Origin of the sequence: Thalassococcus sp. S3 (assembly GCF_004216475.1) — a bacterium.
Lineage (GTDB): Bacteria > Pseudomonadota > Alphaproteobacteria > Rhodobacterales > Rhodobacteraceae.
In genome coordinates this window covers 1,000,222-1,020,688 of the sequence record NZ_CP022303.1, presented here as the reverse complement: position 1 = coordinate 1,020,688, position 20,467 = coordinate 1,000,222, and the positions used below count along the sequence as shown (strand labels likewise).

Below are 20,467 nucleotides of genomic sequence, written 5' to 3'. Positions count from 1 at the left end.
GTTGCCCCCGATCCAAAGTTACTCCAGCAGGTCGCTGATCCGGCCCGCCGTCTCGATATCGGTGGCAACCCGCTCCGCAGCCTCATCTGCCGGTTGCCAATAGACCAAGGCGCCCGTCTCTGCGGCGACGGCCTGCGCACGTTCGCTCATCACCGTCTTCTCGGCGACTGCAATGATCTTGTCGCGCACATCCTGCGGCGTGTCCTTGGTCACGAAAAGCCCGTTCCAGAGCGCGATGTTCAGCGATGGATCAAGCTCTCCGATCGTGGGGGCGTCCGGAACGAGCGAGATCCGCTCATCGGTGATGGAGGTCAGAACAGTGACACTATCGAGGCATGGCAGGATCAGCTGCAGCGTGGTGTTGATCACGTCCGCATCGCCGCTGGCCAGCGTGTTGCAATCAAGCGCGTCAAAAGCCGCATCCGAGCCCCATTCGAAGCCAGCGTTGACTGCATAGGCCTTGGTGACCTGCGTCGGCGTCAGCGGATCGCCGAAATGTCCAAGAGCGACATCGTTTTCCTTAGCGTAGGCTGCAAGCTCCTCCATCGTGGAATAGGGCGCGTCGCCTGATGTTGCGATCACGAACGGATAGGTCAGGAAGATGCCGAGCGGGTCAAACTTTTCAGGCGTCAGATCCGGGATCCCGATCTGGTGGCCCACCACCGGCACACCGATCACGAAGGACCCGATCGTATAGCCGTCCGCCGGCGCATTGGCGACCTCGATCGCGCCCGGGAAGGGCCCGCCGCCTCCACCGGGCTTGTTCACGACCGCGGCGGCCACCCCATATTTCTCCTCGAAATCCTCTGCGATCATCCGCGTGAGCACATCTTCGAGATCACCGGGAGGCCACGGCACAATGAAGTTGACCGGCTTTTCGGGATATTCCGCAAATGCGGCACCCGCGCTCAGCGCCAGGGCGGCCGCGGCACCGGTCAGCATCGTTTGGATCTTCATGGGGACCTCCAGAGTAAATCGGTTCATTATATGAACCATTGGTTCTAATTTAGATTGACAGAGCGGGTTTCGATCCGTCAAGAAAATTGAAACGGCATGGCCGGTAAAATCAACTTGGAAGTTCTAAGAAAGCGTTTAGAGGGCGCAGAAACGCATGGGAACCGTGGCCAAGGCCTTATCCTTGATGACGCTTTTCAGCCATAAAAGGCGGGAGATCGGCTTGAGCGAGGTTGCCCGCCTGTCTGGTCTGAACAAGGCCACCGCCTACCGCCTCCTCACCGACCTTCAGGATCAGGGCTATGTGGAGCAGACCCAGGCGCGGACCTATCGTCTGGGTCCGGAAGTGCTGCGCCTTGCCGCACTGCGGGAGGCGACAGTGCCACTGCTTGCAGTGTCACGGGAGGTGCTGGACCGACTTGCGAACGATCTGCACGAGACCGCCCATATGTCTCTGGTCCAGGGACAGCAGTTAAATGCGTTGGCTCATAGCTACAGCGCGCGTCACGGCACACGGGTGATGATGGAGGACAGCGAGACGCTGTCTTTTCACGCAACAAGCTCAGGCCTCTCGGTGCTGGCCTTCTCGGATCCGTCCTTTGTGGACGCGCTGCTTGCCCAACCGTTGGAGGCTTTCACCGAAAGGACCCGAACCGATCCCGCTTTGATCCGTGCGGCGCTGACGGAAATCCGCGCATCGGGTCTGGCCGAATCCATAGGCGGTTTCGAAGCAGATGTTCATTCTCTGGCCGCACCTCTCTTCGGACCCGACGCCCGACCGATCGGAGCGCTTGCCATCGCCGTTCCGCTGATGCGCATGACCGATGCGCTGCGCGCGCGGATCCGAGAGGTCCTGCCCGACGCGGCGGCGGATCTGACCCGCCGTACAGGCGGCTTTCGCCCGCCCGATTTTCCATCCATCCACGCCGCCTGACCGAAAGGGTTCGCCATGAAAGACAGCAATTTTCTGAAGGAAATGAATGCCCGCTCTCTCTGGCATCCGATGGCCCACCCGGCCGAGATGCAGGCCCATCCGCCCACCATCGTGACCGGGGCCCAAGGCGTGCGGATCACCGATATCGACGGGCATGAGGTTGTCGACGCGGTGGGTGGGCTCTGGAATGTGAACCTCGGCTTTTCCTGTCAGCCCATCAAGGACGCCATCGCGGCGCAGCTTGACGCGCTGCCCTATTATTCAACGTTCCGCGGCACCACGAACGATGCGGTCATCCAACTGGCCGAAGAACTGCGGGCCTTCTTCGCGCCGGACGGCCTCACGCGGGCCTTCTACACCTCCGGCGGATCGGATTCGGTAGAAACCGCGCTGCGCCTGGCGCGGCAATATCACAAGGTGCGCGGAGAGCCTGCGCGCACCAAGTATCTCAGCCTCAAGAAAGGCTATCACGGCACCCATTTCGGGGGCGCGTCGGTGAACGGCAACGCCAATTTCCGCACCGCCTACGAGCCGCTGATGCCCGGCTGCCATCACATCCCGGCCCCATATACCTATCGCAACCCGTTCGGCGAAAGCGACCCCGCGCGCCTGGCGCAGCTTTGCCTCTCGGCCCTTGAGGACGAGATCGCGTTTCAGGGGGCAGGCACCATCGCCGCGTTCATCATGGAGCCTGTTCTGGGCGCAGGCGGCGTGATCCCCCCGCATGAGAGCTTCATGCCCGGTGTGCGCGAGATCTGCGCGCGCCACGACATCCTGCTGATCGCGGACGAGGTGATCACCGCCTTCGGCCGCATCGGCTCTTGGACCGGATCGCGGCATTGGGGGGTCCAGCCCGATCTGATGTGCACGGCAAAGGCCATCACCAACGGATACTTCCCGTTCGGCGCCGTCATGATCGCCGAGCCTGTGGCGGAGGTCTTCGAAAAGGATGAAAGCGGCAAGGCGGCCATCGGCCATGGATACACCTATTCCGGTCATCCGGTCGGCGCAGCGGCGGCTTTGGCCTGCCTCACGGAGACACTGCGCCTGAATGTGCCTAAGAACGCTGCTGCGCGCGGAGGTCAACTTTTCGCCGGGCTGAAAAAACTGACCGATCAACACGACATCATCGGAGACGTGCGCGGCGGTCACGGCCTGATGTGCGCGTTGGAACTGGTCTCCGACCGCGCCGCCAAGACACCAATCGACAAAGCGACGATCAACCGCTTGCAGGAGGCGACTTATCAGGCCGGCGCGATGGTCCGTATCTCGGGTCCGAATGTGATCCTCTCGCCGCCTTTGGTTCTGAGCGAAACAGATGTGGAGACGATCCTTTCAGCGCTTACAGCCGGCTTTGCGTCCCTCTAGGAAACCTTCCCGCACTTGGCCGATGTCGGAGCCTCCGGCGGGGATATTTTTGACCCAAAGAAGACAAGGGGCGCGCATGATGACGTGTCGATCCGCTCCAAACGCATTAACCCTAACCGGCATTAACCTTAATGCGCGTAAACCTTACCAACGCTGGTGTCAGATGACGCGGCACTGGCTAGAGGCACAAGCTTTGGTGACTTACGCGCAGGTCCCCTGCTTCTTCTCGACATAAATACGGAAAATCCCGCAATCGCCAAAAGAGGCTCGGGTCAGACTGTCTGAACCGTCTTAGGCAAACTGCGATAGACAAACGGTTCTTCCGGTGCGGCAAAGGCAGCCTCCAACGCCTCTGCGACAAGATGATTGTCCGGCGACTTCTGACAGACCGGATCGGTGACACCTGCATCCCCTGCCAGCGCCATCGCCTGACACCGGCAGCCGCCGAAATCAATCTCCTTGCGCTCGCAACTCTGACAAGGCTCGGGCAGCCACTCCGTTCCGCGATAGGCGTTGAACGCGGTCCCTTCGTACCAGATATCGCGCAAGCCCCGATTTTGGACGTTGTCAAACTCCAGATGCGGGATCGACGCCGCCGCGTGACAGGGAAGAACCGTCCCGTCCGGCATCACATTCAGCCCGGCAGAACCCCAGCCTCCCATGCAGGCCTTGGGGAAATCCGCATAGTAATCCGGTGGCACGAAATCAATCGCCAGCACCCCGCGCAGCCTCACACGGGCCTCCGCGACCTTCTCCTTCGTAGCCTCCGCCTGCTCCCGCGTCGGGATCAGTTGCGCGCGGTTGGTCACAGCCCAGCCATGGAATTGCACACAAGCCACTTCCAGACGCCGTGCACCCAGCCGCACCGCCATCTCGATGGTCGCATCCAGATCATCGAGGTTATGGCGATGCATCACTGCATTCAATGTCAGTGGGATGCCGCGCCGTGCGATCTCCTCGGCCACCTGCATCTTGCGGTCAAAGCCGCCCTTGTATCCCCCGATCCAGTCCGCAAGGCCCGCATTCGTACCCTGCATCGACAGTTGGACGTGATCCATCCCTGCCGCCTCCAGCGCATCAAGCCGCTTGGGCGTCAGCCCTACGCCCGAGGTGATCAGGTTTGTGTAAAGTCCCGCCTCATGCGCCGCTGCCATCAGATCCACGATATCCGAGCGCGACGCCGGCTCGCCGCCCGACAGATGCAATTGCAGCACCCCGATCTCCGCCGCCTCCCGGAATGCCCGCGCCCAGGTTTCAGTGTCCAGCTCCGCCTCCTTGCGCTGCAGATCCAACGGGTTGGAGCAATAGGGGCACGACAGCGGACAGCGATGCGTGACCTCCGCCAGCATCGCGATGGGCGGGGGCGTCATTGGATCACATCCAGATAGCGCCGCGCGCGCAGCCCGACGAGGAAGCGCTGTACATCGCCCTCGATCTGCTCTCTCGGCGCGCCGAATTGCGCCACGAGGTCATCAATAATCGCGCCAAAGCCAGCTTCGCCGGTCACACGCCGCAAGATCTCCACCCCAATGGCGTCCAGCAACACGGCCTTCTCCGGGGCGAGCAGCACCATCTGATCGCGCACGTGATCATGCTGCACCCGCACCCCGCGCGGCAGGACCGGGATATCTTCAGGACCCAGCGCGAGCGTCATGCGAGCCCGTCGCCCGGGCGCCACGCTCCGGGCGGGATCCGTCCCGGCTCAACGTAAGCCGCCCAAAGCGCGTCCAGTTGCGCCCAAAGGACATCCGTCTTGAAGGTCAGCGCCGCGCAGGCCATGTCCTCCTTCTCGGCGGTATCCGCGTGCTCCAGTACCCAGGCCAGACCAAAGGCCACATCCTTGGGCGCTTCTTTCAGGCGGTGCTGGAAATAGGACATCGAAACCGGATTGGCGAAATCGTAGTGCTCCAGCAGTCCCTCGATCCGCCTGGCGTGGATGCCCGGCGCGAAAAGCTCTGTCAGGGACGACGCCACCGCCTGCAGAAACGGCTTGTCGCGCACGTAATGCACATAGGCATCCACAGCGAACTTCGTCGCCGGCAGTACGCCATCGGTGGAGGCGACATAGTCCGGGTCCAGCCCCACGGCCTCGGCCAGTTTCAGCCAGCGGCGCAGGCCGCCGCCCTCCTCGACACCGCCGTCGTGATCCTCGATCCGGCTGCGCCAGGCGCGGCGCATCGCAGGGTCTTCGCAGCGGGCCAGAAAGGCTGCGTCCTTCATCGGAATGCGCGACTGGTAATAATAGCGATTGATCACCCAAGCGCGCACCTGATCCGGCGTGCAGCCGCCCGAATGCAGCTTGTCGTGAAACGGATGCTTGTCGTGATACCGCTCCGCCCCGATGGCGCGCAGGCGGGCCTCCAGATCGGGGCGGTTCTCATCCAGGCTCATAGGGCGATCTCCTCTCCGTCCTGCGCTATTTGCCAGCCTGCGGCCAGCACCTCTGCCCTTTCGGGGCTTGCGGGCTGCAGAATGGGGTTAGTATTGTTGATATGGATATAGACCTTCTTCGCCGCCAGCCCCTCGAGCCGCTTAAGCGAGCCATCGTCTCCACTGATCGGGATATGGCCCATGCGCCGGCCTGTCTTTACGCCGGTGCCCGTGCGGATCATCTCGTTATCGTCCCAGACCGTGCCATCGAAGAACAGGATGTCGGCATCTGCGAGCCGGGCCAGCACGTCTTTGGTGATCGCCGCACAGCCCGGGATGTAATAGGCGATCGTCCCTCCATCGCTCATCCGCACCCCCACTGTCTGCTCTCCGATTAGGTCGGTCTGGACCTCTGCGCCTTCCATGAAAAGCGGCACCTTGCCCGGCACCGCAAAGAGCCAGGCCGTCAGCCCATCCTGCAAGGCAAAGCCCGCATCCAGCGTTACGGCATGACGGCCCACTTTCTCGCGGTTCACCGCGTCGAAAATTCGGTTGTGCTCCAGCAGATCCAGGATTTCCGCCGTCGCCATCAAGTCGAACGGCGTCTGCTCTCTCAGGCTCAAAAGCCCCGCAATGTGGTCGATATCACCGTTGGTCAGCAACACCGACGCCACTGGAGTGTCCCTGAGCGAGCGGGGATGCATGGCCTTGTTCATCTGCATCTGCTGGCGGATATCCGGGGAGGCATTCAGGATGCTCCACCGCACCCCATCCGGCGACACCGCTAACGAAGATTGCCCGGATGCCGGTATCACACCGGCCCGGGCATCCTCACAATTCGCGCAACCGCAATTCCATTGCGGAAGACCACCCCCCGCGGCAGCGCCCAAAACCAGGAATTTCATTTCAGGCCCCACTCACGAGGGTAAGTGGATCAGAACAGGTCCTGCTCGTACTCGCGGCCTTCATCCTCGGCGGGGGAGTACATGTTGATCTCCATGCCGCAATTCACTTCTTTGAGTGTGGGTGCTGTCCAAGCCATATTTCACCTCCATTGGCCAGATTTCGGGTCAGCGTAGTCAGCGCACCGACAATCTCCAACCCTCCTTTGGTCGTACGACCCACAACATGGGTGCCAGGGCGGCTTAGACCAACGTCGCATGTCCCGGTTTGCTATCAAATTCTAGTGTCCTTCCATGCGCGCGTTTCTTTATTCCGTTCTGTGCCTTGCGCTGATGATCCTGACGCCGCCCGCGCAGGCCGAACCGCTCGACCGCGCGGCGCTTGAGCCGTACATCATGCCGCCCTTTTCATTGGGTCAACCGATCAACGACAAGGGGGTGTGGAGCCTTCTGAATTCCGGCGGGGCCGAGGCTGGCTATGTCTTTGAAACCGAACCGCTGGCCCCCTTGCCCGGCTTTTCCGGTGCACCGATCAATGCGCTGGTGATCCTCGATCTGGAGGGGCGGTTCATGGATGTCCGCCTGATCGAACATAACGAGCCGATCTTCGTCTCAGGTCTTGGCCAGGCGCCGTTTCACAGGTTTTTCGAACAATACGGTGGGCTGTCGATCTCCTCCTCCATCGTCGTGGGCACGCCGTATGGCGACAGCGGTGGCGGCTCGCTTGTTTATCTGGACGGGGTCACCAAGGCCACGGCCAGCGTCCGCATTGCGCACGAATCGGTGATGGGCGCGGCCCTGGCGGTCGCGCGCGAAAAGATGCAGGGCATCTCCACCAGCACGCCGGCCCATCCCAACCCCGATTACGAGGAAGAGCTGAGCTGGGACGATCTGGTCGAACAAGGCCTCGCCACCCGCAAGGTGGTCACCAATGCCGAGGTGCAGTCTGAGTTCGAAGGCACGCTTTGGGAGGACGATGACCCGGAGGCGCAGGATGACCCCGACGCGCCCTATCTCGACCTTTGGATCGTCGACCTCGGCCCCAGATCCATTGCCCGAGCGGCACTGTCACACGACACGTTCGAAGAACTGCAGAATTTCATGCAGATTTCAGATAACGACGAGCCGATCCTGGTGATCGAAACAGCCCGTCATGGACTTGTTTCGGACGAGTTTGTCCGCAACACCGCGCCCGACTGGCTGTCAGCCGAACAGGACGGGTTGCCCGTGGCCTTGCGCGACGCGGATCTCTTCGTGGAACTGGCCGACGACCTGCCCGACGGCACAGCAATGATCCTGCGCACCGACCGTCGGCTGGGCTTCGATCCGGCCCGCGAATGGACGCTGAAGGTGCTCGCCACCCGCGAACACGGTATGTTCCAGCCCGAAACCGGCTCCGTCACGCTGGCCGCCAGCCATGTGACCGACGAACGCTTTTTCCTGCGCCCAGGCGTGGTCGAGCAGGCTCCGCCCTGGCTCGAAGCCTTGCGCAATCGTGCCCCGGACCTCTATGTCGGCGCCGCGTTCCTCACCCTTCTTCTGGGCGTGCTGGCCTTTGGCCAATCCCGCCTCGCCGGCCTCGCCGCCTATACGCCGGTGCGCCTTGGCGTGCTCGCTTTCGTGATCGCCTTTGTCGGCTGGTGGGGTCAGGGCCAGCTCTCTATCGTCACCGTCCTCGGCGTCATCCGCACCGCGTGGGAGGGCGGTTCCTACGCGTTCCTCATCTACGACCCGTTCTCGCTCCTGATCTGGGGCGCGGCGATCCTGGGCTTCTTGCTCTGGGGACGGGGCCTCTTCTGCGGCTGGCTTTGCCCGTTCGGGGCGATGCAGGAATTCACCAGTCATCTCGGCCGCCTCCTGCGCCTGCCGCAGATCGAGCCCTCCCGCCCCTGGGACCAGCGCCTCAAGAGCCTAAAATACGTCCTGCTGGCGGGCCTGGTCGGTATTGTTTTCCTGGCTCCTGACCATGTGGACAAGGCCGCGGAGGTCGAACCCTTCAAGACCGCGATCACCACCTTTTTTATCCGCGAATGGTATTACGTGGCCTATGCGGCGGTCTGGCTTCTGCTCAGCATGGTGCTGTTCAAGGGGTTCTGCCGCTATGTCTGCCCGCTTGGTGCGGTGATGGCGATCGGTAGCCTCTTGCGGGGCCGCGACTGGATCGCGCGGAGGGAGGCCTGCGGCTCTCCCTGCCAATTGTGCACGGTGAAATGCCGCTATGGCGCGATCAAGAAGACGGGCGAGATCCAGTATAACGAATGCTTTCAATGCCTCGATTGCGTGACGATCCACGACAGCCCTGCGCGATGCGTGCCGCTGATCCTGGCGACCAAACGCGAGGCGCGAGGCATCGAGGGAGGTGTGGCCGCAAAATGAAACTGAGCCGCCGCCGCTTTCTCGCCATTTCCGCGGCAAGCCTTTGCGCCTCCGGCGCGCAGGCCGCTCCTTACCGCTGGCAGGGCTTCGCCCTTGGCGCGGAGGTGTCGCTGACGCTCCACGCGCCGGAGGCGCTGGCGCTGCGCGCCAGCGGGCTGGTCGAGGCGCGGCTACGCCGCGTGGAAGACGAATTCAGCCTCTATGACGTCAACTCGGCGCTGTCGCGGCTCAATGCCAAGGGGCGGCTGCGCCGCCCTGCGCCGATGATGCAGGAATTGCTGGCCCTCTGCGACACTGCGCATGCACTCACGGACGGGGTCTTCGACCCCTCGGTTCAGTCCCTCTGGTCCGCGCTCACGCGCGGAACACGGATTGCTCCAGCGCAGGCAAGTGTAGGGTGGCACCGCGTCACGCATGATGCGCAGATGATCACGCTCGGGCCCGGTCAGGCGCTGACCTTTAACGGTATCGCGCAAGGATTTGCCACTGATTTGGTAAAGTCCGACCTGCAGGCCTTGGGCCTTACCGATCTGCTCGTCAATATCGGAGAATTCGCAGCTCTCGGCGGCCCCTGGCGCCTCGGCGTCAGTGACCCTGCCCACGGCCTTCTGACAACCCGTACCCTAACCGACGGGGCCATCGCAACGTCCAGCCCGGCAGCTCTGTCGCTCGGTCAAAACCAGACCCATATTCTCAGCCCCGGCAGGCGGCCGCTTTGGTCAACGATCTCCGTGGAAGCCAAAACCGCGGCGCAGGCCGATGCACTTTCCACTGCATTCTGCCTGATGCGGACAAGCGAAATCCTCGCAACGCTGGAGGCGCTGAACGATGGCACCCGGGTGACCCTGATCGATGCAGAGGGTGACCTTATCACTCTCTCCTGAAGCCAAGTCGCTCCACTTTCCCCAAATACCCGAAAATCCCGTCTCAACAAAAAAGCCCCGCCGAAGCGGGGCATTTCATGCGCAACACGTGCCGGGTCAGGCCGCAGCGGCCACCGCGCGTTTCGTCATCACGCCCACCAGATGCGCGCGGTAAGCCCCGGTCCCGTGCAGATCGGTAATCATCCCGTCCGCAGGCACGCTCAGCCCGTCCAGCGCCCCGGCGCTGAAATCGGATGACAAGGCTGCTTCCGCCTCACTCCAGCGGAACACCCCATCCTCCGAAGCGCCCGTGACCGCGACGCGCACGCCATCCGCGAATTTCGCCACGAACACGCCCACCAGCGCAAAGCGCGAGGCTGGCTGTACGAATTTCTGGTAGTTGGACGCTTCCGGAATGGGGAATTTCACTGCCGTGATGATCTCTCCCTCCTCCAGCGCGGTCGCGAACATGCCCTGGAAGTAGTCATCCGCCGCGATCTCGCGCTTGTCGGTGACAATCGTCGCGCCCGATCCAAGTGCTGCTGCCGGATAACAGGCCGCCGGATCGTTGTTGGCCAGCGACCCACCAATCGTTCCGCGGTTCCGCACTGCCGGATCACCAATATGGCTGGCCAGCCCCGCGAGGCCCGGATAGGAGCCATCCGCTGCCACGACCGCGTGCGGCGTAGCCCCCCCGACTGTCAGCACCCCGGCGCTGGCGCTCACACCTTTCATATCGGCGATACCCGTCAGGCTCACCAGCTTCGACGGCGCGTTCAGGCGCTGCTTCAGCGTCGGGATCAGCGTCTGCCCGCCACCCAGCGGCTGCGCATCCTCCGCCCCGAGGGCTGTCACCGCATCCGCGACGCTACCCGGCTTTTCGAACTCGAAGTTGTACATCTTTCAATCCTCCCGGCAGACAAGCAGCTCCCCTGCTTCATCTTGCCAAATAAACTCCGGGGGTCCGGGGGCTGGCCCCCGGTCCCACCCTTTCAACCTACCCGTTCATCGCCGCCCAGACGCGCGCCGGGCTCAACGGCATATCGATATGGCTCACGCTCTTGCCGCCGGAATTCAGCGCATCGATCACCGCATTCACCACCGATGGGGGCGAGCCGATGGCCCCGGCCTCGCCACACCCCTTCACACCCAGCGGGTTATGCGTGCACGGCGTCTGACACGAATGATCCACCTCGTAGAACGGTACGTCATCCGCCCTCGGCATCGCGTAATCCATGTAGGAGGCACTCAGAAGCTGGCCGTTCTCGTCATAAACGCAATTCTCCAGCATCGCCTGCCCGATCCCCTGCGCAATACCGCCATGAACCTGGCCCGACACGATCATCGGATTGATGATATTGCCGAAATCATCCGCCGCCGCAAAGCGCTCGATCGACACTTTCCCGGTCTCCGGATCGACCTCCACCTCGCAGGCATAGGCGCCCGACGGATAGGTGAAATTGGCCGGATCGTAGAATGCCGTCTCCTCCAGCCCCGGTTCGATATCCTCCAGCGGGTAATTATGCGGCACATAAGCCGCGAGCGTCACGTCGCCCCAGGCCACGGACTTGTCGGTGCCCGCCACGCTGAACATGCCATCCTTCAGCTCGATATCCGCTTCCGAGGCCTCCATCAGATGGGCCGCGATCTTCTTGGCCTTGTTGATGATCTTCTCGGTCGCACGCACCATGGCCGAGCCGCAGACCGCGATGGAGCGGGAGCCGTAGGTGCCCATCCCGAACGGGATCTTCGAGCTGTCGCCATGCACGATGTCGATCATGCTCTCGTCGATGCCCAGCATCTCGGCCACCACCTGCGGGAAGGACGTCTCGTGCCCCTGCCCGTGGCTGTGCGCGCCCACCATGACCGAGATCGACCCGGTCGCATTCACCCGCACCGTCGCCGCATCGTAAAGACCCGCCCGTGCGCCAAGCTGCCCCACAAGGTTCGACGGCGCGATGCCGCAGGCCTCAATATAGCAGTTCACACCCAGACCGCGCAGCTTGCCGTTCTTCTCGCTGTCCGCACGACGCGCTGCGAAGCCCGCGAAATCGCCGATCTCTTCGAGCTTGTCCATCGTGGCGTGATAATCGCCCGTGTCGTATTCCACCGCCACCGGCGTGGCATAGGGGAATTCGGTGATGAAGTTCTGACGGCGCAGCGCCACCGGGTCCACGCCCAGCTCCCGCGCGGCCTTGTCCACCACGCGCTCCAGCTGATAGGTCGCCTCCGGTCGGCCCGCGCCGCGATAGGCATCCACCGGCACCGTGTTGGTAAAGACCGCCTTCACGTTCACATAGATCAGCGGGGTCTTGTAATTGCCCGCCATCAGTGTGCCATGCAGCCAGGTCGGCACCGACGGTGCGAAGGTCGACAGATACGCGCCCATATTCGCGTATGTCTCGGTGCGGATGGCGGTGAAATTGTTGTCCGCATCCAGCGCCAGTTCGATCTTGGTGACATGATCGCGGCCATGCGCGTCCGACATGAACGCCTCCGACCGGCTCGCCGTCCACTTGACCGGGCGATTGATCGCCTTGGCGGCAAAGGTGCAGAACGCCTCTTCGGCATAGTGGAAGATCTTGGTGCCGAACCCGCCGCCCACATCGGGGGCCACGACACGCAGCTTGTGCTCGGGAATGCCCAGCACGAAGGCGCCCATCAGCAAGCGGATCACATGCGGGTTCTGCGACGTGGTATAAAGCGTATGCTCATCCGTCGCGCGGCTGTAGTCACCCACCGCCACGCGCGGCTCCATAGGGTTGGCGACCAGACGGTTGTTGGTCAGCTCCAGCGTCGTGACATGCGCCGCATTGGCAATCGCCTCGTCCACGGCGGCCTTGTTCTCCTCGACAAAGCCCCAATCGTAGCAAAGGTTCGAGGTCAGATCGTCATGCACCTTGGTCGAGCCCTCGGCGAGTGCCGCCTTCATGTCCACGACAGCCGGCAACTCTTCCATATCGACGTCGATGGCCTCGGCGGCGTCACGCGCCTGCTCCAGACTGTCAGCCACCACCGCGGCAATCGGGTCGCCCACATGGCGCACCTTGCCTTGGGCCAGAACCGGGTGGGCCGGCTCCTGCATCGGCTCGCCGTGCCTGTCGGTCACCTGCCAGCCGCAGGGCAGACCGCCCACACCTTCGAAATCGGCGCCGGTAAAGATCTTCACCACACCCGGCATCCCGGCGGCGGCGGATGTGTCGATCCCGTTGATCTTGCCGTGCGCCACGTCAGAGCGCAGGAAATAGACGTAAGCCTGCCCGTTTACGTTGATGTCGTCGGTGTAGTTCCCGGCGCCGGTCAGAAACCGGACGTCCTCGCGCCGTTTGGAGCTGGCGCCAATGCCCGCATCTTTTGGCATGTTCTTCCTCCCGTTGCGGATCCGGCCCAATAGCGGATCCTGAACCTTGTTGGCTGCGGCGCGCAGAGCGCGCGCGCTTTGCTTACTCGGCTGCGATGGCCGCCACGTCCTGACCGGACGCCGCCATGATCGCCTTCACGATATTGTGGTAACCCGTGCAGCGGCAGATATTGCCCTCCAGGTAGTCCCGGATCTCCTGCTCGCTGGGTGTCGGGTTCTCCTTCAGCAGGGCCGCCGCCGACATCACCATGCCCGGCGTGCAGAACCCGCATTGCAGGCCGTGATGATCCTGAAACGCCTGCTGGATCACGTTCAGGGAGCCGTCGGCATTGGCCTGCCCCTCGATCGTACCTACCTCGGCGCCATCGGCCTCGGCCGCCAGCATGGTGCAGGCCTTCACCGCCTGACCGTCCACATGAACCACGCAGGCGCCGCATTGCGACGTGTCGCAGCCCACATGTGTGCCCGTCAGGCCCAGCTCATCGCGCAGGAAGCTCGACAAGAGCGTCCGGCCCTCCACAGTGCCCGACCGTGTCTGGCCATTCACTGTCATCGTGATTTCTGTCATCCTATCCTCCCTGACAGTCTATTCCGTTCAGCTGCCCAGCGCGCGCTTGAGCCAGCCCTTCTTTTCCGGTTCCGCCTCGGCCTCAGCGTTCGCCTCTTCGGGCTCGGCAGGTCCTTCGACGACCTCCTGAAACCGGGCAAAGAACTGATCCGCCATCTTTTTGGCAAACCCATCAATGATGCGAGAGCCGAGCTGCGCGAGCTTCCCGCCCACCTTCGCCTCCACCTCATAGATCAACATCGTGCCGCCTTCGGTCTCTTCAAGGCGCACATTGGCCCCACCCTTGGCAAAGCCCGCAGCCCCGCCCTTGCCTTCGCCGCTCAGGATCAGGCTTTCGGGCTCCACCATGTCCGACATGGTCACGGCCCCTTTGAAGGTGGCCTTCACCGGCCCGACCTTCTGCACGACGACAGCCTCAAAACCGTCCTCTGCATTGCCCGTCATCTCCTGACAGCCAGGTACACATTCCTTCAGCACCTCCGCCGACAGTAAAGCCGCCCAGACCTCTGCCCGGGGCGCTGCGATCTCGCGGGAATCGTTGAGCTGCATTCCGTCACTCCAAATCTTGAAAACCACGTTAGGCCGCTTTGCGCAGCATTCTATGAGACTAAGGTCGGGTCAACGCAAAAGCGGGGGCGAGAAGGTCAGGCCGTATTCGGCGAAAATCGCCTCCATCCGCCCGTCCTGGATCGCATAGGCAATCGCATCGCCCACAGAATAGGCAAGCGGGCGATAGGCGAAATGCACCGCCACGCCCACGGTCCACTTGCCCACGCCAAAGCCCGGCAGGGGTGGCGTGTGCACCGCCACGCCCTCCTCCGCGCCGTATTCCAGCTGCGCCAACGGCCCCATCGCCGCCATCGTCTCGCCCTCGGCCAACCCCTCCATCGCATCCGCCATGGTGGTGTAGCGCGTCATGTTGCCCGACAGCTGCCCGCCCGGAAAGGCCGAGAGGTAAAAGTCGGAGATCGAGTCGTTCTCCACCCCCACCGTATCGAACCGGAAATAGGCCGGCACCGGCGGGTCTTCGGGATAGGCGTCCTCGCGATAGGCAATCGCGATCTCCTCGACATGGTACTGGCCCGTGAACACGACCTGCTCCACTCGGCAGGCAAATTCGCTGTCGTAGGGCACATGCAGCATCACATTGGCTACGGCCCCGCCCACGATGGGCCCTTTCCAGACCCAGTTCCTCAGATCCGCATCCAGGTTCTCGGCAGCCGCAACCAGGTTGAACTTGGCCTCGACCCCCAGATCCTCCGCGATCAGCTTGCCGATCTCGATATCGACACCCTTGGGCTTGCCGTTCTCCTCGTAAGACCAGGGCGGAAAATCCTCGTAGGCCGCGAAGGTGATGAACCCCCGCTCCTGGATCGTGTCCAGATCCTGCCCCACGATATCGCGGCTGGCATTCTGCGGCTTGGCTTGAGGCACATGATCGGCACATCGGGCCAGTCCCTCGGACGCGAACGTCGCGCCGGCCAGGACGGGGAGTAAGAGAAGCGAGACCTTCCGTGCGATCATGTGCCCCCTCCTGCCCGCCTCAATTGGCGGCGGACAATCCGATTGTCAGTGCCTGTGTCGCACCTTTGACGTCCGGGCTCTCCCGGTCAAGCAGGTTGGCCGCGCGGAATGCCGGGCTGTCGGCCACCGGCGCGCCCGAGGCTGTCTCCACCTCTCCGGCAATTTCCGCCAGCTCCGCCTTCAGCGCCTCCACATCTCCGGCACCCCCGGCCAGCTCATCACGGATCTCCTTCAGGCGTGGTGTCAGATCGTCCAGCGCCCCGTCATCAGGCCGTGTCTCGATATACGTGCGAATGGCCCAGGCCGCCTTCTGCCCCAGCAGATCGCCAAAGGCCGGCATCTTGGTGATCCCGTTCTGGGTGTAGCCGGAGATGAACCGCTCCATGTACCATTCATCTCCGTATTCCTCGGCCTCCAGGTACCGCAGATCCGGCGCCAGCCCGCCCGACACACCGCCCAATCCGTGGCAGCGTGCGCAATTCTGGTTATACCCGCTGTCCCCGATCTCGATGGCGGCCTTCCAGACCTCCTCTCCCTGATCGCGGTAAGGATTCTCGATCAGCCATTCCTCACCCACATCCGGCAATGCATCGGTGTTCATCGGCTGCGGCGCCACATCTCCATGCGCCAGCGCCATTCCGGCAGCGGTAATCAGGCTCAGCGTCGTCAGCGGCACAATCTTGGTCATGGCATCCTCCCTTGGGGTTTGCTCCTCGCCGCATCTCATACAGCGCCCGCTCGCCCCGCTTCTATTCGACCTTGGTTTGAGAGCCTTTTGTATTGCGACCTTGGTCTAATAGCCGCCCGTTTCGGCCCATTGCTACCTTCAGATTATGGGAGGAAAATCAGTGCTTAAGATCACTCGCAGACTCATGTCTACGTGCGCCGCGCTTTGCGTGGGCGCCCTCTCGGCGCAGGCCGAATTGTCTCTGCCTGTCACCTACCTACAGGAGGTGCAGGAGCGGCCCCCGGTCCTGTCGAACCTCGATCCCGTCCCCGACGATCTGGGCCAGGCCGGGGCAGAGCTGGGCCTCGCCGACAACCTCACGACCGGGCAATTCCTGGGCCACAAATTCACCTTGCAAATCCAGCAGGTGGAGGAAGGCGCCGACATGATGGAGGCCGCGCGCACCGCCCTCGCCGCCTCCCCCTACCTGATCCTCGACGCTTCCGCCGCCACGCAAACGGCCATCGCAGACCTGCCGGAGGCCGCCTCCGCCCTCCTCTTCAACGCCAGTTCCGGCGACCCGACCCTGCGCGCTGAAAATTGCCGCGCAAACCTCCTGCATACCAAACCGTCGGACGCGATGCGCGCCGATGCCCTGATGCAGTTCCTCACCCGCAAACGCTGGGACCGGCTGGTGATGATCACCGGCCCCTATCCCGACGATCTGGACTTCGCCGCCGCCCTGCGCCGCTCCGCCACCAAGTTTGGCCGTGAAATCGCGTCCGAGAAGGCCTGGACCTTCGACGCCGACATGCGCCGCAACGCCGCTCAGGAAGTGCCGCTCTTCACCCAGGATTTCGGCGATTACGATGCCCTGCTCATCGCCGACGAGACCGGGGATTTCGGCCGCTACATCGCCTATAACACGTGGGAGGCGCGCCCCGTCGCAGGCTCCGAAGGGCTCATGCCCGCCACCTGGTCGCGTGTTGTCGAACAATGGGGTGCGGCCCAGCTTCAGTCGCGCTTCACCGACCTCGCCGCCCGTGACATGGAACCAAAGGACTACGCCGCCTGGGCCGCGATGCGCACTATGGGCGAGGCCGTCACCCGCACCAATTCCGACGACCCCGCCACGCTCCGTACCTTCATCCTATCGGACGCGTTCGAGCTTGCCGGCTTCAAAGGGCGCCCCATGACCTACCGCACCTGGAACGGCCAGCTGCGCCAGCCCATCCCGCTCGTCACCACCCGCGCCGTGGTCGCCCAGGCCCCGCTCGAAGGGTTCCTACACCAACGCACAGAACTCGACACTCTGGGCCTCGACCAACCCGAAAGTCCCTGCACCGCCTTCAACTGATCCGCGAACACCCGACCACCCATGACCCGGCCAACCTCTTCTTTGGGTCAAAAATATCCTCGGGGGGCGCCGCAGGCGCGGGGGCAGACAGCCCCCTCCCCCCTCTCAACCGGAGACAAAGCATGAAATACCTTGCCCTGCCTCTCGCCCTTACCCTCGCCAGCCCGGCTCTCTCCGCCGAGATTTGGGTGACGAACGAAAAGGACGACACGATCAGCGTGATCGACGTCGAAACCCTCGAAGTTATCCGCACCATCGAGACCGGCGAACGCCCCCGTGGCATCACCTTTTCCAAGGATTATTCCCGCCTCTATGTCTGCGCGTCGGACAGCGACACCGTTCAGGTGATCGACCCCGAAACGGGCGAGATCCTGCATGAGCTTCCGTCCGGCGAGGACCCCGAGCAATTCGTGCTCCACCCCAATGACCGCCACCTCTACATCGCCAACGAGGATGACGCGGTGACCACTGTGGTCGATACCGAAACCCGCGAGGTGATCGCCCAGATCAATGTCGGCATCGAACCCGAAGGCATGGCCGTCTCTCCTGACGGCAAGATTGCCATCACCACGTCCGAGACGACCAACATGGCCCACTGGATCGACACCGAAACCCAGTCGCTCTTTGCCAACACCCTCGTCGACAGCCGCCCCCGCCACGCCGAGTTCACTGCCGGCGGGACCGAGCTTTGGGTGAGCTCCGAAATCGGCGGCACCATGACCGTCTTCGACGTCGCCACGCAGGAGGAGAAAGCCAAGATCGACTTCGAGGTTCAGAACGTCCATCCCGACCGTGTCCAGCCCGTGGGCTTCGAATTCACCGCTGACGAGAAAGTGGCCTTCGTGGCCCTCGGCCCGTCGAACCACGTCGCCGTCGTCAATGCCGAAACCTACGAGGTCGAGGATTATATCCTCGTCGGCCGCCGCGTCTGGCACATGGACTTCTCTCCCGACAAGTCGCTCCTCTTCACCACCAACGGCGTGTCGGGTGACGTGACCGTGATCGACGTGGCCAAGCGCGAGGCAATCAAGTCCATCAAGGTCGGTCGCTTCCCCTGGGGTGCCGCGATGCGCCCCTGACATTAACCATTTTTCCCGCATCCCCGATGCTGCACCGCGGCGGTGCACAGGGGGTGCACGCCCGGTGCACGCAAGGCACCCCCCCTGCCGCCGCCCCAAATTCAAAGGAGTTAACATGATCCGCCCTCTCTGCCTCGCCGCCCTCCTGGCGCTGCCCCTCCCGGCCCTCGCCGACAACGACGACGCGCCTCAATTCGGTCTCGCCGGCATCCTGTCGGCCGGCAACAAGGAGGACCTGCCCCCCATCACGCTAAGCGCCGGAATGCCGCTCGCCGAGGCCGCGTGGGAGCTGAAATCCGGCACCTATTACGAGTTCGAGATCGAAGCCGATGGCAGCCAGGAACTGGCCCTCGTAGGCCCTGAATTCTTCCGCGCCATCTGGATCGACGAGATCGTGATCGAAGGGCTGGAGATCCGCCCCCTCGGCGTCGACAGCGTCGAATTCGACGAGGCCGGCACGATGGAAATCGGCTTTGTCGCCATCAAGCCGGGCAGCTATTATCTCAAGGTGCCGGGCTCCACCGGCGAGACGCAGCGACTGGAGATTGTCATTCAGTGACAGGACTTTCCGTCCGATCCTTGAGCTTTTCCTACGGGACCAAACGCGCCCTGGACGCCGTCAGCTTCGATGTCGACCAGGGCGCGTTCTGTGCGCTTCTGGGCCCGAATGGTGCTGGGAAATCAACGCTCTACGGCCTGCTCACCCGCCTTTTCACGGCACCCGAAGGCGAGATCGTCATCGCCGGTCACACCCTCTCTCAAAACCCGCGCGCCGCACTCGCGCAGATCGGCGTCGTCTTCCAGCAAACCACGCTCGACCTCGACCTGACCGCCCGTCGCAACCTCACCTATTTCGCAGCCCTCCACGGGCTTTCGGGCCGCACAGCCCACCTCAAGATCGACGCCGCCCTCGACCGCCTCGACATGGCCGAACGCGCCGGGGAACGCACCCGCGACCTGAACGGAGGCCACCGCCGCAGGCTCGAAATCGCCCGCTGCCTGATCCACGACCCCTCTGTCCTGCTGCTGGACGAACCGACCGTCGGCCTCGACGCCGCCGCCCGCCGCGCCATCACCGATCACGTCCATGATCTGTCACAAACCGACAACCTCACCGTGCTCTGGGCCACCCACCTCGCCGACGAGGTGCGCGACGACGACCGCCTCCTGATCCTCCACAAGGGCCAGATCCTCGAAGACGGCACAGCCGGCGCCCTTCGCGGCGCGCTGCCCCTCACCGATCATTTCCTGCTCCGGACAGGTGCGGCCACATGACCGCTCCCTGCTTCATCTTGCCAAATAAACTCCCCCCGGAGGGTTCGGCTTTCCAGGGGAAAGTCGAATGAATCCAGCCGCCTACCTCATCGCGCTGCGTGCGATCATGGCGCGCGAGGCCTTGCGCTTCATCCGCCAGCGCGGTCGCTTCATCGCCGCCCTCGTCCGCCCGCTCGTCTGGCTGATCGTCTTCGCCGCCGGCTTCCGCGCCGCCCTCGGCCTGTCGATCACGCCGCCCTACCAGACCTATATCCAATACGAGACCTATATCGTCCCCGGCCTCTGCGGGATGATCCTGCTCTTCAACGGCATGCAATCCTCCCTCAGCCTCGTCTATGACCGCGAGATGGGCTCGATGCGCCTCCTGCTCACCAGTCCCCTTCCGCGCTGGTGGCTGCTGGTCTGCCGGCTCATTGCCTCCACCGCCATCTCCATCCTGCAGGTCTACACCTTCCTCGCCATCGCCGCCCTTTATGGCATCGATATGCCCTGGCAGGGCTACATCTTCGTCCTGCCCGCCCTTTTCGTCTCCGGCATCATGCTGGGCGCGCTGGGTCTGGCTTTGTCGTCCTTTATCAAGCAGTTGGAGAATTTCGCCGGCGTGATGAACTTCGTGATCTTCCCGATGTTCTTTCTGTCGTCGGCGCTCTACCCCTTATGGAAGATGGCCGAAAGCTCGCGCCTTTTGCACGACATTTGCGCCGTGAACCCGTTCACCCATGCGGTCGAGCTGATCCGCTTCGCGCTCTACGCCGATTTCAATGGACCGGCCCTTGTCTGGACCGGCCTCGCCGGGGCCGTACTTCTCGCCCTGGCCCTCTGGGGCTATGATCCCGCGCGCGGCATGATCCGGCGCAAGGGCTGACAGG

General features: G+C 63.1%; 21 protein-coding genes. 9 read left to right on the top strand and 12 right to left on the bottom strand.

The annotated features are described in order from the left end of the window. Nucleotides 1–18: 18 nt before the first annotated feature. The gene (locus tag CFI11_RS05270; protein WP_130403761.1) at nucleotides 19–957 is read right to left on the bottom strand and encodes a tripartite tricarboxylate transporter substrate-binding protein; all 939 of its coding nucleotides are present in this window, start codon (nucleotides 955–957) and stop codon (nucleotides 19–21) included. Nucleotides 958–1,111: 154 nt separating this feature from the next. Here CFI11_RS05270 and CFI11_RS05265 point away from each other — a divergent pair, with 154 nt between their 5' ends. Continuing rightward, nucleotides 1,112–1,888 carry an IclR family transcriptional regulator gene (locus CFI11_RS05265; RefSeq protein ID WP_130403758.1) on the top strand — a complete coding sequence of 259 codons (777 nt, stop codon included), beginning with the start codon at nucleotides 1,112–1,114 and terminating at the stop codon, nucleotides 1,886–1,888. Between the two features lie 15 nt (nucleotides 1,889–1,903). Next, nucleotides 1,904–3,256, top strand: coding sequence for an aspartate aminotransferase family protein (locus CFI11_RS05260; RefSeq protein ID WP_130403756.1), 1,353 nt, complete (start codon nucleotides 1,904–1,906; stop codon nucleotides 3,254–3,256). Nucleotides 3,257–3,528: 272 nt separating this feature from the next. Here CFI11_RS05260 and pqqE read toward each other — a convergent pair whose 3' ends face one another. Genes pqqE through pqqA form a run of 5 tightly spaced genes read right to left on the bottom strand, consistent with a single transcriptional unit; the run spans nucleotide 3,529 to nucleotide 6,668 of the window. Beyond that, a complete protein-coding gene (pqqE, locus tag CFI11_RS05255; RefSeq protein WP_130403754.1) occupies nucleotides 3,529–4,626 on the bottom strand; it encodes a pyrroloquinoline quinone biosynthesis protein PqqE in 1,098 nt (365 codons plus the stop codon). Continuing rightward, nucleotides 4,623–4,910: a pyrroloquinoline quinone biosynthesis peptide chaperone PqqD gene (pqqD, locus tag CFI11_RS05250; RefSeq protein WP_130403752.1), complete on the bottom strand. Its 288-nt coding sequence runs from the start codon at nucleotides 4,908–4,910 to the stop codon at nucleotides 4,623–4,625. Before pqqD ends, pqqE begins: the two co-directional genes overlap by 4 nt. Beyond that, nucleotides 4,907–5,647, bottom strand: coding sequence for a pyrroloquinoline-quinone synthase PqqC (pqqC, locus tag CFI11_RS05245; protein ID WP_130403750.1), 741 nt, complete (start codon nucleotides 5,645–5,647; stop codon nucleotides 4,907–4,909). The genes pqqD and pqqC overlap by 4 nt, the downstream gene beginning before the upstream one ends. Continuing rightward, nucleotides 5,644–6,531: a pyrroloquinoline quinone biosynthesis protein PqqB gene (gene pqqB, locus CFI11_RS05240; protein ID WP_130403748.1), complete on the bottom strand. Its 888-nt coding sequence runs from the start codon at nucleotides 6,529–6,531 to the stop codon at nucleotides 5,644–5,646. The genes pqqC and pqqB overlap by 4 nt, the downstream gene beginning before the upstream one ends. A 29-nt stretch (nucleotides 6,532–6,560) precedes the next feature. Continuing rightward, on the bottom strand, nucleotides 6,561–6,668 hold the full coding sequence (gene pqqA / locus CFI11_RS05235; protein ID WP_130403746.1) for a pyrroloquinoline quinone precursor peptide PqqA: 108 nt from the start codon (nucleotides 6,666–6,668) through the stop codon (nucleotides 6,561–6,563). A 154-nt stretch (nucleotides 6,669–6,822) separates the two neighbouring features. Here pqqA and CFI11_RS05230 point away from each other — a divergent pair, with 154 nt between their 5' ends. Together CFI11_RS05230 and CFI11_RS05225 are read left to right on the top strand one after the other, a co-directional pair. Then, entirely contained in the window at nucleotides 6,823–8,904 is a 2,082-nt protein-coding gene (locus CFI11_RS05230; protein ID WP_130403744.1) for a 4Fe-4S binding protein, read from the top strand. Then, entirely contained in the window at nucleotides 8,901–9,788 is an 888-nt protein-coding gene (locus CFI11_RS05225) for an FAD:protein FMN transferase (RefSeq protein WP_130403742.1), read from the top strand. Before CFI11_RS05230 ends, CFI11_RS05225 begins: the two co-directional genes overlap by 4 nt. A gap of 96 nt (nucleotides 9,789–9,884) precedes the next feature. Here CFI11_RS05225 and CFI11_RS05220 read toward each other — a convergent pair whose 3' ends face one another. The 6 genes from CFI11_RS05220 to pedF form a co-directional block, all read right to left on the bottom strand. After that, on the bottom strand, nucleotides 9,885–10,667 hold the full coding sequence (locus CFI11_RS05220) for a xanthine dehydrogenase family protein subunit M (RefSeq protein WP_130403740.1): 783 nt from the start codon (nucleotides 10,665–10,667) through the stop codon (nucleotides 9,885–9,887). Nucleotides 10,668–10,764: 97 nt separating this feature from the next. Continuing rightward, a complete protein-coding gene (locus tag CFI11_RS05215; RefSeq protein ID WP_130403738.1) occupies nucleotides 10,765–13,128 on the bottom strand; it encodes a xanthine dehydrogenase family protein molybdopterin-binding subunit in 2,364 nt (787 codons plus the stop codon). 82 nt (nucleotides 13,129–13,210) lie between these two features. Then, on the bottom strand, nucleotides 13,211–13,696 hold the full coding sequence (locus tag CFI11_RS05210) for a (2Fe-2S)-binding protein (RefSeq protein WP_130403736.1): 486 nt from the start codon (nucleotides 13,694–13,696) through the stop codon (nucleotides 13,211–13,213). Nucleotides 13,697–13,723: 27 nt separating this feature from the next. Next, nucleotides 13,724–14,245: a CoxG family protein gene (locus CFI11_RS05205; RefSeq protein ID WP_130403734.1), complete on the bottom strand. Its 522-nt coding sequence runs from the start codon at nucleotides 14,243–14,245 to the stop codon at nucleotides 13,724–13,726. A 69-nt stretch (nucleotides 14,246–14,314) separates the two neighbouring features. Beyond that, nucleotides 14,315–15,220, bottom strand: coding sequence for a transporter substrate-binding domain-containing protein (locus CFI11_RS05200; RefSeq protein WP_130403732.1), 906 nt, complete (start codon nucleotides 15,218–15,220; stop codon nucleotides 14,315–14,317). A 19-nt stretch (nucleotides 15,221–15,239) separates the two neighbouring features. Further along, complete coding sequence (gene pedF / locus CFI11_RS05195; RefSeq protein ID WP_130403730.1) at nucleotides 15,240–15,908, bottom strand: cytochrome c-550 PedF; 669 nt, start codon at nucleotides 15,906–15,908, stop codon at nucleotides 15,240–15,242. 184 nt (nucleotides 15,909–16,092) lie between these two features. Here pedF and CFI11_RS05190 point away from each other — a divergent pair, with 184 nt between their 5' ends. From CFI11_RS05190 to CFI11_RS05170, 5 genes are all read left to right on the top strand, one after another. Next, the gene (locus CFI11_RS05190; RefSeq protein WP_217358752.1) at nucleotides 16,093–17,244 is read left to right on the top strand and encodes an ABC transporter substrate-binding protein; all 1,152 of its coding nucleotides are present in this window, start codon (nucleotides 16,093–16,095) and stop codon (nucleotides 17,242–17,244) included. Between the two features lie 122 nt (nucleotides 17,245–17,366). Further along, entirely contained in the window at nucleotides 17,367–18,323 is a 957-nt protein-coding gene (locus CFI11_RS05185; protein ID WP_130403726.1) for a YVTN family beta-propeller repeat protein, read from the top strand. Between the two features lie 115 nt (nucleotides 18,324–18,438). Then, a complete protein-coding gene (locus tag CFI11_RS05180; protein ID WP_130403724.1) occupies nucleotides 18,439–18,882 on the top strand; it encodes a hypothetical protein in 444 nt (147 codons plus the stop codon). Then, entirely contained in the window at nucleotides 18,879–19,598 is a 720-nt protein-coding gene (locus tag CFI11_RS05175; protein WP_130403722.1) for an ABC transporter ATP-binding protein, read from the top strand. Before CFI11_RS05180 ends, CFI11_RS05175 begins: the two co-directional genes overlap by 4 nt. A gap of 67 nt (nucleotides 19,599–19,665) precedes the next feature. After that, on the top strand, nucleotides 19,666–20,463 hold the full coding sequence (locus tag CFI11_RS05170) for an ABC transporter permease (protein WP_130403720.1): 798 nt from the start codon (nucleotides 19,666–19,668) through the stop codon (nucleotides 20,461–20,463). Nucleotides 20,464–20,467 lie beyond the last annotated feature (4 nt).